Here is a 15108-nt window from a genome sequence, read left to right on the forward strand (position 1 = left end):
TTTTGACTAATTTTTAACCTTCTTCTTTGCTCATCATTTTTCTGAATAATCCTTTAATATGATCAATTTCAGATTGATAATTGGTTTTTTTTCTGCATCCGAAATACAACGTGTTTTCGAGCTTTTTCTCGCCTTCCCAAATTAATTTTATGTCACCGCTTTCAATTTCATTTTTACATAAAAAATCCGGAACTACCGCCAAACCTGTTCCGCCTTTCAGACAACGAATGATAGAATTTAAATTTGGAACAATATAATTCGGTCGGAAATTCGGCTTGTGTTCGAAATTCAAAATCCAGAACTGAAAAAGATGTTCCATATCGCCTGTCGTTCCGTACCATTTTTCCTGTTTCAGCCATTCTTCGGCAAATTCGATGCCTTTAGAATTTAAAGTTTCATTAAAACTTTCATTATCAACATTTTTACCACCCACCAGAATAATTTGTTCAGAAGAAAAAGCTTCATGCAGAATATTTGGCGACGTTCCTTTTTTAGGTGTGATTATTAAGTCTAAAATTCCTTTATCCAATTGATCCAGCATTTCAGGATATTCGCCAAAACTGATAATTAAATTGAAAGGTAAAGTAGAAACATATTGCTCCAAAGTGGTCTGAAAAGTTTCAAAACACATTCCCACACTTATGGTTGGCGTATGTTTTTCTGTAGATTTCTGAAAGTTTTTTTCAACGTCTTCCAATTTCGTTAGTGGATCCGAAATAGCATTAAATAAGACTTTTCCTCTTTCCGTCGGAATCATTTTTCTGCCGGTTCTGTCAAATAATTTATATCCGACATAAGCTTCCAAAGAACCCAAATGCAGGCTCACGCCGGGTTGCGAAATAAATAAAGAATCTGCCGCTCCGGTCAGCGTTCCGGTTTTATAAATCGCTTTAAAAGTTCGATACCATTCTAAATTGACCATAATTATTTTTATAAAGTAAATTGTGAATTTTAATACCATGAATTACAGATATTCTTTCAGCATAAAAAATTGACAAGCAAAAGCGAATTGACAATTCACAATTCATTTTTTAAATATCATAATTCTGATACAAAGGTATTAATTATATTATTTTAATTATACAAAAATCGAACTTAACTTTGCAAAGTAAAATTTAATATCATAAACAAATGAAAAAAGTATTCATAATAAATGGTGGACAAAACTTCGGACATTCCGGCGGAAAATACAACCAGACAATTGCAGAAAACACTTTAAAAGTATTGCAACAATTTGAAAATATAGAAGTTAAAATCACAAATATAAATGACGGTTACGATACAAATGAAGAAGTTCAGAAATTTGTCTGGGCAGATTATATCATTTATCACACGCCGATTTGGTGGTTTCAGCTTCCGAACGGATTAAAAAAATATATTGATGAAGTTTTCACAGCTGGTCACGCAAAAGGAATTTACATGAACGACGGAAGAACTTCGGATAATCCAAAAATCAATTACGGAACCGGCGGAATGCTTGGCGGAAGAAAATATATGGTAACTACAAGCTGGAATGCACCTGAAACTGCTTTTACGCTTCCGGGAGAATTTTTCAACGAGACAAGTGTAGATAACGGACCGCTTTTTGGTTTTCACAGAATGAATGCTTTTGTATCTTTAGAAAAAATGGAAAGCTTTCATTTTCATGATGTTGAAAAAAATGCAAATATCGAACGTGACATGAAAATTTATAAGGAACATCTTGAAAACGTTTTTAAGAAAGAACTTAAACCACAATTAGCGTCATGAAAATATATCTTACAGCAATTATAAAAGCCAAAGAAGAGTACAGAAATGAAGTTTTAGACATCCTTCAAAATATGGTAACTGAAACCAGAAAAGAAGAAGATTGCGAATTGTATACGCTTCATCAGGGAATTGAAGATAAAAATCAATTTGTTTTCTACGAAATCTGGAAAAGGGAAGAAGGTTTGACAAAACATAATCAACAACCATATATTCAAGCTTTTGGAGCTTTAGCTGATGAAAAATTGCAGGAAAAACCTCAAATTTATTTAACCGAAATTATTTAACATTAAACCATTAAGAAAATTTAAGGTATAAGATTCATTAAGGGAAATCAATAGATTTTTTAAGGTACACCGCTTAAAGCGCTGCTAAATCTAATACTCTAAACTCCTTACATAAGCCTTAATGGTTAGAAAAATTAATAAATATGAAAAAATTAGTATTATTAATTCTTGTATTATTTACAATAGGATCTACACAATCGCAAACCAAAAAATCAAAAAATATGAACCAGAAAATTTTATTCGTTGTGACAAGTCATGACAAAAAAGGTGATACAGGCGAAAATACCGGATATTATCTTGGTGAAGTTTCGCATCCTTGGGAAGTTTTGCACAAAGCAGGTTATGAAATCGATTTTGTAAGTCCAAAAGGCGGAAATCCTCCAGTTGACGGATTTGACCTGAAAGATCCAACAAACAAAGAATTTTGGGAAAGCAAAGACAAAGACAAAATTGATCGTTCTTTGCAGCCTTCACAAGTAAATACTGATGATTATTCAGCTATATTTTACGCCGGAGGTCATGGCGCCATGTGGGATTTCGCAGATAATACGGAATTGGCCAATATTGCTTCAAAAATCTATGAAAACGGTGGAATTGTAGCTGCAGTTTGTCACGGTCCTGCCGGTTTGGTCAATATTAAATTAAATAATGGAAAATATTTAGTTGACGGAAAAAAAATCAATGCTTTCACCAATGAAGAAGAATCTGAAGTGAAACTTACCAATGTTGTTCCTTTTCTTCTTGAAGATAAATTGAAAGAAAGAGGCGCAAAATTTGAAAAATCCGGGCTTTGGCAAAATCATGTAGTTACAGATCAAAGAGTGATTACAGGACAAAATCCACAATCTGCAAAAAGTGTTGGTGAAGCAATTTTAAAAGAACTGAAAAAATAATCTTATTTATTTAACTACTAAAAGAAAGAGCTTTCAATTATCGAAAGCTCTTTTTTAATAATCATTTCAGATTTATTTCATGATTGGCAAATGTGTACTTATTGCAATTCTGTTCCATGAATTGATTGTTACAATTGCCATAATAATTTCTGCAATCTGCTTTTCGTCAAAGAGTTGCTTTGCTTTATAATAAGTCTCTTCGGTCAATCCTTTTTGGTTGATTAAAGTGATTTCTTCCGTCATTGCCAAAATTATTTGCTCTTCTTCGGTGTACAATTCCAAAGCTTCTCGCCAGGCATTTAAAAGATAAATTCTTTGCGGAGTTTCACCATATTTTACAGCATCTTTGGTGTGCATACTGAGACAGAAAGCACAACCGTTGATTTGTGAAGCCCTGATTTTAATCAATTCTTTTTGAGTGTGGTTTAATGAAGTATTCTGAAGATATTCTTCCAGTCCCATCATTGCCTTGTAGGCTGCTGTGTCTGTGTTTGCGATGTTAATTCTTGAACTCATACTATTTTATTTTAAATTTCTAATGCAAAGATCTTATTTATAAAACGTAAAAATCTTAAGCTGGTTTAAGAACGTAATTTTGCTCTGATTTCACTTAAATATTCCGGTGTGAAACCTAAAAAAGAGGCAATTAAATATTGTGGAATCCGCTGAATAAACCAAGGATATTGTGTACTGAAATGTATATATAATTCTTCTCTCGACAATTCATATAAATAACGGATTCTTCTTTCCGAAGCCGCATAAGCTCTTTGATAAATCATTCTGAAATAGCGTTCCATTGCAGGATGTTTTTTCAGTAATTCTTCCTGCGCCTGCAAATCAATCATCAAAATTGTAGATTTTTCGACCGCCTGAATATTAAAATCTGATTTTATCTGTCTCTCGTATGCAAAAGTATCCGTAATCCACCAGTTTTCGATGGCAAATTCTGTAGTTTGCTCTATTCCTTTTTCGTTCACAAAAAACTTTCTCAAACAGCCTTTTAGAACGAAAAACATAGATTTGCAAACTTCGCCGTTAAGCATCAAATCCTGTTTTTTCTTTACATCCAAAACCTGAAAAAAAGAAAATACAGAAACAAATTCATCATCATTTAAGGTGATAAACTTATCTAAATGTGCTTTGAAAATTTCCATTTTAAAATTATGTAACCAAACTTAGCTTTATTTTTTTAGTTTTACAATGACAAAACAATAAATCATGGAAATCGTCGCAAAAATAATTATCGCATTGGTCGCAATAGAACACATCTACATTCTCTGGATGGAAATGTTTGCATGGGAAACCAAAGGAAAAGAAGTTTTCAAATCTGCTTTGCCCGCAGAAATGTTTAAGCCCACAAAAGGTTTAGCTGCAAACCAAGGACTTTATAATGGTTTTCTTGCTGCGGGACTGATTTGGTCGCTGTTCATCGAAGATCCGAAATGGCAAACAAATATTGCTTTATTTTTTCTGATTTGTGTGGCGGTTGCCGGAATTTATGGTGCAATTTCTGCGACGAAAAAAATATTTTTTGTTCAGGCTTTGCCGGCAATTTTGGGGATTGTGGCTGTTTTGTTGAAGTAAAGTTTATTCATAATTTTTTATGCCTATTTTAAATTTGTCATTCTGACGAAGGAAGAATCTATTTACTGTAATAAAAATTTTATTCTTAATGAACTACTTTACGTTAAAAACTACAAGGCTAAAATCTCCAGCAATTTCTCTTTCATTTCCTCAGGCTTAAATTTTCCTTCATGATAATAAATCAGATTTTGATTCTCATCCAAAAAAATCCACAAAGGATAAATCGGTTGATTTTTATTTTTTGATAAAGCTAAAGCCAACTCGTGAATTCCTGAATTTCCATTCGGCAAATAATTGAATTCTTTTCCCTGAAAAATAATTTTTTCTTTCGTTTTCTCCGCTTCAAAATTGATGAAATAAAAGTCTTCGTTGATCATTTCAATCAAATCTTTGTCTTTTTTTAATTGAAAAGATTCGATTTTACAGACAGAACACCAATCTGTATACAGATGAATAATAATTGGTTTTGATTTTTCTTTCTGCAGTTTTTCAAGCTCAGAAAAAGTGATATTTTTCATCTGTGAAAGACAAAAGAAAGGCAATAAAAACAGAATTAAAAAAAATAATAACCTTTTCATTTTAAATTATATTTCACACCCAAAAACCCTCTGATTCTCTGCATTGGAGCATAACCGTAAGTTGTATCAAATGTATAATGATTCGGATTATTGATCGGATCATCTACATTTTTATCGAAAGGATCAAAAGGCCGCATCAACGGATCATTCGGAGTAAAATTGAAGAGATTTTTCACGCCGCAATACACTTCAAATCCGGATTTAAAGCTTTTAGAAACCTGAATATTAGCCAAAGAATAAAACGGAGAATATTCCGGTCGGTAATCATTCGGTAAAACAGGAAGGCGCATCGCCCCGTAAAATTGCCCTGTAAAATCTATTGTCAAATTACTCGGAAACTTATAAGTCAAACTGTAAGTTCCACTCCATTTTGGAGCATGAAGCTGCTGAACTTTTTCATTTTCACCATCAAACTTTTGATACACGTCAAGATAAGTGACACCGAGAATAATATTTAAAGGAAAATTAAAAGAAAAATCAATATTCATGGAAGCGCCTCTTGAAATTCCGTAGCCTTGAAGATTGTTGTAAATAATTTTATCCGGTTCAGTATCAAAATCACCTACAATTTTGTTGCTGAAATAGGTGTAGAATGCGGAAGCATCCAAAGTAATCAAACGATCACCTGCAGGGATTTTCCAGATATAATTTAAGTTTCCGTTGATTGATCTTTCAGGCTTTAAATCTGATTTAATCAAAACTTCACGCGATCCTGTCAAAGCGGCATGATCTTCAGTAAATAAATTCACAACACGGAAACCTGTTCCGAAATTGAATCGTAAAGCATGATACGGATTCGGCGAAAATTTCCAGGCAAAACGCGGTGAATGTACAGAATGATGAATTTTATCGTAATCAAATCTATACCCCAAAAGCAAAGTGTTTTTTTCGTTAATTTCCCACTGATCCTGAATAAATGCTCCAAAAATCGGAGACTTCATCGGTTCATTGATTGATCCGTCTGCAGATAAAGTTCCCGGCGTATTATCGTCATAAAACGTTTTTTTAAAAGTAGCTCCTACAACTAAATCATGCTTGCCAAACTTTTTATCCCAATACGTTTGTGCAAAAGCAACTTTCTGTGTCGCTTCAAAAGGATTTGTTCCGTAAAAAGAATTTTGGTCATGAAAATTATAAGAAAATTGAGTAATAATATTCTCCTTAATCGGCCATTGATACATCCCAAAAGCCTCCACCCGATTGGTATAAATGCTTTCACCGTAGATTTCATTGCTTCCCCGATAAGACTTATCCCATTGCATTTCTCCTCCAAAACGGTCTTCATACAAATATCTTAAAGCAAAACTTGCCAACCGGTTTTCCTTTCTCTGAAAATTCCATTTATTAAAAACTGAAATCCTGCTTTGCAACGCTCCGTCTGTGAAATTGTCCTTATTTTCATCAATTTTTTCATTAAAGCTGAAATAATTTAAACTTAATAAAGAAGCGACATTTTTACCAAAATTAAATTTAGTTGACAGGTCAACATTATTTTCGCTCCAGCTTGTTGTCATTACATCAAGACTTAATTTTGGAGCGGTCAAAGCATTTTTAGTGATAATATTGATGACTCCGCCCATCGCTTCTGAACCATAAATTGATGAAGCCGGACCTTTTACCACTTCGATTCTGTCTATCAGGCTATTCGGAATCCCACTTAAACCATAAACGGTGGAAAGCGAACTTACAATTGGCATTCCGTCGATCAAAATCATGGTGTAAGGTCCTTCCAGACCGTTGATGTGAATATCTCCCGTATTGCAAACCGAACAATTAAGTTGAGGTTTTACGCCGTTGACCATTGCGATTGCCTCAAAAATATTCGGAGTCGGGTTTTTCTGGAAAAATTTTTGACTGTAAATTTCTACGGCAACAGGACTTTTTGACCGGCTGATCGGCTTTATCGTTCCTGTAATCACCACATCATCAATATCTTTTATTTTAATTTCTTTTTTGTTTAAAACCTTAATTGAATCAAGTTTTTTTGTTTGATTTAAATTCAGGCTATCTTTTTCCTGTGAAAAACAGAAGCTCGAAACAAAGAATACAGAAAATAATATTCGCATCATGAAATTAAAATTGTTAGACAAAACTAACAATTATTTTTGGATTAAGAAACTTTGCAGAAAATATTGTTAAAAACTATTCATTAAAAATTATTAATTTTGAAGAACTACATATAAAAGTAAAATGAGATATCATCAGTCGGGAAACATCCCACAGAAAAGACATACTATTTTTAAGTCTCCGGAAGATAAATTCTATTATGAGCAGCTTTTCGGAACGGAAGGTTTTCATGGAATTTCATCTTTGCTTTACCATATTCACCGTCCGACTCAGATAAAATCGATCGGCGAAGCAAAAGACGTTACTCCAAAAATCGCAGTCGATAAAAATGTGACGCCAAGAATGTTTAAAGGAATGAATGTAACTCCTGAAGACGATTTTATGGACAGCCGAAAAATCCTTTTGATGAACAACGATCTGAAAATGGGATTGGCCAAGCCAAGAAAATCAATGGATTATTTCTACAAAAATGCAGAATGCGACGAGCTTCTGTTCGTTCATGAAGGAAACGGAATCTTGAAAACTTTTGTAGGAGATCTTGAATTTTCCGTTGGTGATTATCTGATTATTCCGAGAGGCACAATTTATCAGGTTGAATTAGAATCTGAAAACACAGTGTTTTTTGTTTTAGAAAGTCATTCGCCGTTGTATACTCCAAAAAGATACAGAAATGAATTTGGGCAGCTTTTGGAACATTCTCCATTTTGTGAAAGAGATATTATCGCTCCGTCATTCAAGGAACCAAAAGACAAAAAAGGAGAGTTTTTAATAAAAGTAAAAAAAGAAAACCAGATTACGGACTTTATTTACGCAACGCATCCGTTTGATGTTGTTGGTTGGGACGGTTATTTTTATCCTTATAAATTTAATATCAAAAATTTCGAGCCTATTACGGGTAGAATTCACCAACCGCCACCGGTTCATCAGAATTTTGAAGGACACAATTTTGTGGTTTGTTCATTCTGCGCAAGAATGTACGATTATCATCCGCAGGCAATTCCGGCACCTTATAATCATTCCAATATTGATTCTGATGAAGTTTTATTTTATACGGAAGGAGATTTTATGAGTCGTAATCATATTGATCTGATGGATTTTACGCTTCATCCCGGAGGTATCGTTCACGGGCCACATCCGGGTGCGATGGAAAGAAGTATTGGTAAAAAATTCACCGAAGAATATGCGGTAATGGTTGATCCTTTCCGTCCGTTGAAAATCACTGAAGAAGCAATGAAAGTGGAAGATCCTTCCTACAAAACTTCTTGGCTGGAAAGTGAAGATCATAGTTTGGAAGACCGTTCTCAAGAATAAATTAATTATTTAAATATAAAACGAAAAGACCGAATGCAAGACATTTGGTCTTTTTTTTGATAAAAATCATCTGTAATGATGTGCCAAACATGACAAATGTTTCCTGACTTCTACAATGAATGCTGTATCTTTAAATCAAAGAAAATGCTAATTATTTATCTATAAAAATTTCAATATGTATAATTATATAAGTGCAGAAGAAGCTATTTATACAATCAAAAGCGGAAACCGCGTTTTTTTTCACGGAAGCGCATGTACGCCGAATTATTTAATTGATGAATTGGCAAGACAGTCGCATCGTCTCGAAAATGTAGAAATGGTTTCTATCACCCAACAAGGAAATGTAGAAATTGCAAAACCTCAATATAAAGACAATTTCTTTGTAAATTCTTTATTCGTTTCCACGCCCGTACGTGACGCTGTAAATTCTGAAAGAGGAGATTTTGTTCCTGTATTTTTAAGTGAAATTCCTATTTTATTCAGAAATAATATTTTACCGTTGGATGTTGCTTTAATTACAGTTTCGCCACCCGACAAACACGGTTTTTGTACATTGGGAACTTCGGTAGATGTCGCAAGAGCAGCGGTAGATACAGCAAAATTAATTGTAGCAATCGTGAACCCTTTAATGCCAAGAACACATGGTGACGGAATGATCCATATCAGCAGAATCAATAAGCTGGTTTGGCATGAAGAAGAGCTCCCGACTGTAGATTATGGCTCAAAAGTAGGTCCTGAAGAAATGCTTGTCGGAAAAAATGTTGCAGAACTTATCGAAGACAAATCAACATTGCAGATGGGAATCGGAACTATTCCGGATGCAGTTTTAAAATGCCTTACAAATCATAAGGATTTAGGAATTCATACCGAAATGTTAAGTGACGGAGTGATTGATTTGATTCAAAATGATGTCATTAATAATAAATATAAAGGCTATAACGACAATAAAACGATTACAAGCTTCTGTTTCGGAACAAGAAAATTGTATGATTACGTTGATGACAATACTGTTTTTTCATTTGATGATGTGAGCACCGTCAACTTTCCGATCAATATAATGAGAAATAAAAAAATGGTGGCCATAAATTCTGCTATTGAAATTGACCTTACGGGGCAAGTTTGTGCAGACTCGATTGGAACCATGCAATACAGCGGAATTGGTGGCCAGATGGATTTTATGAGAGGCGCCGCTTTAAGTGAAGGTGGAAAACCTATCATTGCCATTACTTCAAGGACCAAAAAAGGAGTTTCCAGGATTGTTCCTTTTCTAAAACAAGGCGCAGGCGTTGTTACAACCCGGGGCCATATTCATTACGTCGTTACAGAATACGGAACGGCCTATTTATATGGCAAAAACCTTCGTCAGAGAGCACAGGAACTGATAAGTATTGCTCATCCTGACGACAGAGAAATGCTGGAAAAAGCTGCGCGTGAAAGGTTTAAAATTTAAAAAATAAACGTAAAACAAAAATTTAGTTCAAAGTCTAATCAATTAAGGGATTCCGTCACGTTTTTTGGCAATGTTTTTGCTAAATTAGTTTAAATATTACACATTGAAAACTATTTATAATTCCATAAAAAATGAAGTCGTCAAACATTCAAAAGTTAAAGATTCAGTTTTAGGAAAAGTTGACGAATGGAAAAGAAGCCACTATATTATTCTTTCAGAAATTATAAAAGAAGAGCTGGCATCGTCCGAAGAGCTTAAAGATGATAAAAAGTTTGAACTGGGAAATACTATTTCGCATATTACATTACAGCGTTTTTTTGAGAATGATTATCAGGATAAAACACATAATGATCTTCGATTCTTGAAAACTTTAGACAAAATATGTATTTTTTTGGGGTTTAAAGATCTCAATTCTTACATTCACCATTTAAGAGAAAATACGATCAATGGTCAAACTGCTGAAGAAGGTGTATTTTCTACAGATATCGTGTACAAGTATTGTGCTGCTGTGTTTGAGCTGTATAAAAAATTCCCGATCTTGGAATTAGAGTTATTTAAGGAGCTTGTTTTTGATAAGTCGCCTTTTTTGGAAAGAGCATCAACTTTCAGTAAAGAACTTTGTGAAAGGAAACTTGAATTGGTCACTAAAAACAACCGTTCAAACTATGAAGTTTTTGATGTCAATATTGTTACTGATGAGCCCGATAAAAAAGTTCTTGAAGCTCATGAATTTTGGAATCTTTTATTTAAAGTTGGTGACACCGGTGAAGAACATTTTGTTAATCAACTGAATACACAAATTTACTTTATCCGAAAAGTTGACAATGCCTGGAAAATCTGGGACAATTATAATCCTGATGCAGGAAGATTAAACAAGTAAAATAAAAAAGCCGTAATTAAGTATTACGGCTTTCCTCGGTTAATAATCTTTTTTCAACATCTAGTTTCTCATACAAATATAGAAAACGCATTAAATAAACAATAAACTTAAGTATACTTAAATAAACTTTTCTTTACGTTGAGAATAATGAAATCGTTTGCACAACAATTATATGCTTCAATATTTCATGGAATTTTGTAATTTGCAACCTATTAAATAAAAGTAAAAATAGAAATATGTCAACACTTACATTTGCCGAAAAAATTGCTCAGGCAGAGAATTTTTTGCCTATCAATGGTACTGATTACATTGAGTTTTATGTAGGAAATGCAAAACAGGCTGCCCACTTTTATAAAACCGCTTTCGGTTTTCAGTCTGTAGCATACGCCGGTCCTGAAACAGGAGTAAGAGACCGCGTATCTTACGTTCTTCAACAAGGAAAAATAAGATTGATTTTAACTACAGGACTTAAATCTGATTCACCTATCAGCGAACACGTAAAAAAACACGGTGATGGAGTAAAAGTTTTGGCACTTTGGGTAGATGATGCTTACCAAGCTTTCGAAGAAACCACAAAAAGAGGCGGAAAACCTTATTTGGAGCCTGTCACTTTAACGGATGAGCATGGTGAAGTAAAAATGTCCGGTATCTATACTTACGGAGAAACTGTACATATGTTTGTTGAAAGAAAAAATTATACAGGTCCTTTCATGCCGGGCTTCGAAAAGTGGGAAAGCGCTTATCAGCCAGAAGATGCAGGTTTATTATATGTAGATCACTGCGTAGGAAATGTGGGCTGGGACAGAATGATCCCAACGGTAGAATGGTACGAGAAAGTAATGGGATTTGTAAACATTCTTTCTTTTGACGACAAACAGATCAACACAGAATATTCTGCCTTGATGTCTAAAGTAATGTCAAACGGAAACGGATTTGCAAAATTCCCGATCAATGAGCCTGCGGAAGGTAAAAAGAAATCTCAGGTAGAAGAATATCTTGATTTCTATGAAGGTGAAGGTGTTCAGCACATTGCGGTTGCTACAAGAGATATCATCCATACGGTAACCGAGCTTAAGAAGCGTGGTGTAGAGTTTCTTTCTGCTCCGCCTGAAGCATATTACGACATGGTTCCTGAAAGAGTGGGCCATATTGATGAGGATTTAAAGAAACTTCAGGATCTTGGCATATTAATTGACCATGATGAAGAAGGTTATTTATTGCAGATTTTCACAAAACCTGTAGAAGACCGCCCTACTCTTTTCTTCGAAATCATTGAAAGACACGGTGCGCAAAGTTTTGGCGCCGGTAATTTCAAAGCATTATTCGAAGCTTTGGAAAGAGAGCAGGAAAAAAGAGGAAATCTTTAATTTTAGAATATAATACAGAGTTTTGTCAGGATGCAGAATCTTGACAAAACTTTTTTATAAAGCACCATTTCATGAAAAAAATATTAATTTGTACTTTAATTTTTGCAGGTTTAGCGCTTGAAGCTCAAAACTATGCAACACTGAACAAAATCCTCGACAGGTTAGAAGAAAGAAAAGGCATCAACCAAAATCTTGAAAGCGTAAATATTGATAATAAAAAGTTTATTCTGATCAAAGATTTTGATGATCACACAGAAAGAAGCTTTATCATTTTTAAAGATAAAGACCTTACTTACGTTGAAATGTTTGATGACAAAGCAACCGGAGAAACCAGCTCAAATGTCTTTTCAGGAGATATTATCCGAAAGAAAAACATTATTTCTATGAGAGCAGACAAGCTTGAAGGCAATAAAATCCCAATTCCGGTCGCCAAAACATTACTTTTGACCAAGCAGGACGGAATATTATACCTCATCGATATCAATACCAGAAACCGGTGGATTGATGAAGAATCTTATTCTAAAAAATAAATATTAAATTTAAAAAACCTCTTTTTTAAATTAAACCCCTTAATTGCAACATTATGAAATCATTTGTAGAATATTCCTCAAATTCAGACTTTTCAATACACAATATTCCGTTTGGCGTAGCGGTTTTCAATAAAGAATTTATTGCATGCTGCACAAGAATCGGCGATCAGGTAATTGATTTAGCAACTTTATACGATCTTGCTTATTTTGAAGAAATTGAAGGGCTGGACGATAATGTTTTTGAAGCATATACTTTAAATGAATTTATCGAATTAGGAAAACCAATCACAAACGCTGTTCGTCTCAAAATTCAGGAATTATTACTGGAAGGTTCAATCTTATCTAAAGACCAGAAAACTATTGAAGATGCTTTTTACGATTTGGATAAAGTGAAAATGATGATGCCTGTACACATTCCAAATTACACAGATTTTTACAGCAGCATCGAGCACGCGACCAATGTTGGAAAAATGTTCCGCGATCCAGCAAATGCATTATTGCCAAACTGGAAACATTTGCCTGTAGGCTATCACGGAAGAGCTTCATCAATCGTTGTTTCAGGAACAGATATCAACCGTCCGAAAGGTCAAATGAAGCCAGCCGATGCAGAAAAACCTATTTTCGGACCTTGCAATCAATTGGATTTTGAATTGGAAATGGCTTTCATCATCAACAAAAACACCGAAATGGGCGAAAGCATCTCTACAAAAGAAGCTGAAGATGCTATTTTCGGAATGGTCGTTTTCAACGACTGGTCAGCAAGAGACATTCAGGCTTGGGAATACGTTCCGCTTGGACCATTTTTGGCGAAAAACTTCGGCTCATCAGTTTCTCCTTGGGTTGTAACTCTGGAAGCTTTAGAACCATTCAGAACGGCTTCTCCAACGCAAGATCCTGAAGTTTTAGATTATTTAAAGTTTGAAGGAGATAAAAATTATGATATCAATTTACAGGTTTATTTACAGCCTGAAAATAGTGAAGAAAATTTAATTTCTGAAAGCAATTATAAATTCATGTATTGGAACATGACCCAGCAATTGGCACATCACACGATAAATGGCTGCAATGTTGAAGTTGGTGATATGTATGCAAGCGGAACCATTTCGGGAAGCGATCCAAAATCTTTCGGATCAATGCTTGAATTGACTTGGAGAGGTCAAAATCCAATTAAATTAAACAACGGACAAGAAAGAAAATTCATTGAAGATAACGATACCGTTACGATGAAGGCATGGGCTGAAAAAGATGGCGTAAGAGTTGGTTTTGGTGAAGTTTCAGGGAAAATTATTCCTACAAAATAAAATTTAAATTCTTTAATCAAGCATAGATGCTTCGACTCCGCTCAGCATGACATCCCCAATATTAGCTGTCTAATTTAGCAGTAAATTTGTAGCGATGTCATGCTGAGCCTGTCGAAGCATCTTAATATTGTAATAATTTCTACTCAAAAATCATAATTTAAATACATAAATTAACTTAAGTGTTTAAAAAGAAAAAAAACATGAAAACAGTAATCCCATCCGAAATAACTTCTGTACAATTACAAACCATTATGCAAACCGCTGTTTCACCACGTCCGATTGCATTGGCTTCTACGGTTGACAAAGAAGGAAACAGCAATTTGTCGCCTTTTAGTTTTTTCAATATGTTCAGTACGGTTCCGCCGATTTTAATTTTTTCGCCTTCAAGAAGAGTTCGCGACAATACAACTAAACATACTTTGGAAAACGTACATGAAGTTCCGGAGGTAGTTATTGGAACGGTTAATTTCCCGATTGTGCAGCAAATTTCTTTAGCTTCGACCGAATATGAAGGCGGCATTAATGAATTTATCAAATCTGGACTGACAATGAAAGATGCCGATTTGATAAAACCAAAATTAATTGAAGAATGCCCTGTAAACTTTGAATGTAAAGTTTTAGAAATAAAGTCTTTAGGAGATCAAGGCGGAGCGGGGAACTTAGTAATTTGTGAAGTTCAGAAAATCCATATTAGAGAAGAATATCTGAATGAAGAAGGAAATTTGGATCAAACAAAACTGGATATAGTCGCTCGTTTGGGCGGAAACTGGTATTCGAGAAATAATGAAAATAATCTTTTTGAAGTTCCAAAACCTTTGGTAACAAAAGGAATTGGTTTCGATCTTCTTCCTGATGCTGTAAAATACAGCAAAATCTTTACAGGAAACGATTTAGGAATGCTTGCCAATGTAGAAGTTTTGCCTTCTGAAAATTGTCATGAAGATGAAAACATTCATCAAAACGTTCAAAAATTATTATTGGAAAGTAAAATTGATGAGGCTTGGAAATTATTAATTAAATAGGTTAAAATGCTTCGTCGCTTCGAGTAGATTTTGGAAAAATAGTATCGAGAAGTTTGTTCTAATATCAAAAAGTTCTCGATACAAATTCTTTC

The 15108-nt window shown here is 34.3% G+C and carries 16 protein-coding genes; 11 read left to right on the top strand and 5 right to left on the bottom strand.

Annotated elements, in window-relative coordinates:
- Positions 1 to 13: 13 nt before the first annotated feature.
- Positions 14 to 922 (bottom strand): LysR family transcriptional regulator, encoded by a 909-nt coding sequence (locus AC6CHK_RS15715; RefSeq protein ID WP_498097761.1) that lies wholly within the window; start codon positions 920 to 922, stop codon positions 14 to 16.
- A gap of 209 nt (positions 923 to 1131) precedes the next feature.
- Here AC6CHK_RS15715 and AC6CHK_RS15720 point away from each other — a divergent pair, with 209 nt between their 5' ends.
- The 3 genes from AC6CHK_RS15720 to AC6CHK_RS15730 all read left to right on the top strand — a co-directional run bounded on the left by AC6CHK_RS15720 (position 1132) and on the right by AC6CHK_RS15730 (position 2926).
- A complete protein-coding gene (locus tag AC6CHK_RS15720; protein ID WP_498097763.1) occupies positions 1132 to 1749 on the top strand; it encodes an NAD(P)H-dependent oxidoreductase in 618 nt (205 codons plus the stop codon).
- On the top strand, positions 1746 to 2033 hold the full coding sequence (locus AC6CHK_RS15725; protein WP_498097765.1) for a putative quinol monooxygenase: 288 nt from the start codon (positions 1746 to 1748) through the stop codon (positions 2031 to 2033). The genes AC6CHK_RS15720 and AC6CHK_RS15725 overlap by 4 nt, the downstream gene beginning before the upstream one ends.
- A gap of 143 nt (positions 2034 to 2176) precedes the next feature.
- Complete coding sequence (locus AC6CHK_RS15730) at positions 2177 to 2926, top strand: type 1 glutamine amidotransferase domain-containing protein (protein ID WP_498097767.1); 750 nt, start codon at positions 2177 to 2179, stop codon at positions 2924 to 2926.
- A gap of 72 nt (positions 2927 to 2998) precedes the next feature.
- Here the strand turns inward: AC6CHK_RS15730 and AC6CHK_RS15735 are convergent, their stop codons facing one another.
- Together AC6CHK_RS15735 and AC6CHK_RS15740 are read right to left on the bottom strand one after the other, a co-directional pair.
- Positions 2999 to 3442, bottom strand: a complete 444-nt coding sequence (locus tag AC6CHK_RS15735) for a carboxymuconolactone decarboxylase family protein (protein ID WP_498097769.1) — start codon at positions 3440 to 3442, stop codon at positions 2999 to 3001.
- A gap of 65 nt (positions 3443 to 3507) precedes the next feature.
- Positions 3508 to 4080: a Crp/Fnr family transcriptional regulator gene (locus tag AC6CHK_RS15740; protein WP_498097771.1), complete on the bottom strand. Its 573-nt coding sequence runs from the start codon at positions 4078 to 4080 to the stop codon at positions 3508 to 3510.
- A gap of 64 nt (positions 4081 to 4144) precedes the next feature.
- On the opposite strand from AC6CHK_RS15740, the gene AC6CHK_RS15745 reads away from it, so the two are divergent.
- A complete protein-coding gene (locus AC6CHK_RS15745; protein WP_498097773.1) occupies positions 4145 to 4510 on the top strand; it encodes a DUF1304 domain-containing protein in 366 nt (121 codons plus the stop codon).
- Positions 4511 to 4620: 110 nt separating this feature from the next.
- On the opposite strand, the gene AC6CHK_RS15750 is transcribed toward AC6CHK_RS15745, so the two are convergent.
- On the bottom strand, positions 4621 to 5088 hold the full coding sequence (locus tag AC6CHK_RS15750; RefSeq protein ID WP_498097775.1) for a thioredoxin family protein: 468 nt from the start codon (positions 5086 to 5088) through the stop codon (positions 4621 to 4623).
- Positions 5085 to 7157 carry a TonB-dependent receptor plug domain-containing protein gene (locus AC6CHK_RS15755; protein WP_498097777.1) on the bottom strand — a complete coding sequence of 691 codons (2073 nt, stop codon included), beginning with the start codon at positions 7155 to 7157 and terminating at the stop codon, positions 5085 to 5087. Before AC6CHK_RS15755 ends, AC6CHK_RS15750 begins: the two co-directional genes overlap by 4 nt.
- Before the next feature lie 121 nt (positions 7158 to 7278).
- On the opposite strand from AC6CHK_RS15755, the gene AC6CHK_RS15760 reads away from it, so the two are divergent.
- From AC6CHK_RS15760 to AC6CHK_RS15790, 7 genes are all read left to right on the top strand, one after another.
- Entirely contained in the window at positions 7279 to 8466 is a 1188-nt protein-coding gene (locus tag AC6CHK_RS15760; protein WP_498097779.1) for a homogentisate 1,2-dioxygenase, read from the top strand.
- Between the two features lie 175 nt (positions 8467 to 8641).
- Entirely contained in the window at positions 8642 to 9916 is a 1275-nt protein-coding gene (locus tag AC6CHK_RS15765; RefSeq protein WP_498097781.1) for an acetyl-CoA hydrolase/transferase family protein, read from the top strand.
- 103 nt (positions 9917 to 10019) lie between these two features.
- Positions 10020 to 10796, top strand: a complete 777-nt coding sequence (locus AC6CHK_RS15770; RefSeq protein WP_498097783.1) for a hypothetical protein — start codon at positions 10020 to 10022, stop codon at positions 10794 to 10796.
- A 236-nt stretch (positions 10797 to 11032) separates the two neighbouring features.
- Positions 11033 to 12163, top strand: a complete 1131-nt coding sequence (gene hppD, locus AC6CHK_RS15775) for a 4-hydroxyphenylpyruvate dioxygenase (RefSeq protein WP_498097785.1) — start codon at positions 11033 to 11035, stop codon at positions 12161 to 12163.
- Between the two features lie 71 nt (positions 12164 to 12234).
- Entirely contained in the window at positions 12235 to 12693 is a 459-nt protein-coding gene (locus AC6CHK_RS15780) for a hypothetical protein (RefSeq protein WP_498097787.1), read from the top strand.
- A 53-nt stretch (positions 12694 to 12746) separates the two neighbouring features.
- On the top strand, positions 12747 to 13994 hold the full coding sequence (gene fahA / locus AC6CHK_RS15785) for a fumarylacetoacetase (RefSeq protein ID WP_498097789.1): 1248 nt from the start codon (positions 12747 to 12749) through the stop codon (positions 13992 to 13994).
- A 200-nt stretch (positions 13995 to 14194) separates the two neighbouring features.
- On the top strand, positions 14195 to 15016 hold the full coding sequence (locus AC6CHK_RS15790) for a flavin reductase family protein (protein WP_498097791.1): 822 nt from the start codon (positions 14195 to 14197) through the stop codon (positions 15014 to 15016).
- Positions 15017 to 15108 lie beyond the last annotated feature (92 nt).

It is taken from the genome of Chryseobacterium sp. GQ58, assembly GCF_059758895.1.

Bases quoted from the DNA above. Each gene is read 5' to 3' on its own strand.
- AC6CHK_RS15740 (WP_498097771.1), bottom strand. From the start codon at position 4,080: ATGGAAATTTTCAAAGCACATTTAGATAAGTTTATCACCTTAAATGAT.
- AC6CHK_RS15720 (WP_498097763.1), top strand. From the start codon at position 1,132: ATGAAAAAAGTATTCATAATAAATGGTGGACAAAACTTCGGACATTCC.
- AC6CHK_RS15730 (WP_498097767.1), top strand. From the start codon at position 2,177: ATGAAAAAATTAGTATTATTAATTCTTGTATTATTTACAATAGGATCT.
- AC6CHK_RS15755 (WP_498097777.1), bottom strand. From the start codon at position 7,157: ATGATGCGAATATTATTTTCTGTATTCTTTGTTTCGAGCTTCTGTTTT.
- AC6CHK_RS15715 (WP_498097761.1), bottom strand. From the start codon at position 922: ATGGTCAATTTAGAATGGTATCGAACTTTTAAAGCGATTTATAAAACC.
- AC6CHK_RS15760 (WP_498097779.1), top strand. From the start codon at position 7,279: ATGAGATATCATCAGTCGGGAAACATCCCACAGAAAAGACATACTATT.
- AC6CHK_RS15765 (WP_498097781.1), top strand. From the start codon at position 8,642: ATGTATAATTATATAAGTGCAGAAGAAGCTATTTATACAATCAAAAGC.
- hppD (WP_498097785.1), top strand. From the start codon at position 11,033: ATGTCAACACTTACATTTGCCGAAAAAATTGCTCAGGCAGAGAATTTT.
- AC6CHK_RS15750 (WP_498097775.1), bottom strand. From the start codon at position 5,088: ATGAAAAGGTTATTATTTTTTTTAATTCTGTTTTTATTGCCTTTCTTT.
- AC6CHK_RS15790 (WP_498097791.1), top strand. From the start codon at position 14,195: ATGAAAACAGTAATCCCATCCGAAATAACTTCTGTACAATTACAAACC.
- AC6CHK_RS15735 (WP_498097769.1), bottom strand. From the start codon at position 3,442: ATGAGTTCAAGAATTAACATCGCAAACACAGACACAGCAGCCTACAAG.
- AC6CHK_RS15780 (WP_498097787.1), top strand. From the start codon at position 12,235: ATGAAAAAAATATTAATTTGTACTTTAATTTTTGCAGGTTTAGCGCTT.
- AC6CHK_RS15725 (WP_498097765.1), top strand. From the start codon at position 1,746: ATGAAAATATATCTTACAGCAATTATAAAAGCCAAAGAAGAGTACAGA.
- fahA (WP_498097789.1), top strand. From the start codon at position 12,747: ATGAAATCATTTGTAGAATATTCCTCAAATTCAGACTTTTCAATACAC.
- AC6CHK_RS15745 (WP_498097773.1), top strand. From the start codon at position 4,145: ATGGAAATCGTCGCAAAAATAATTATCGCATTGGTCGCAATAGAACAC.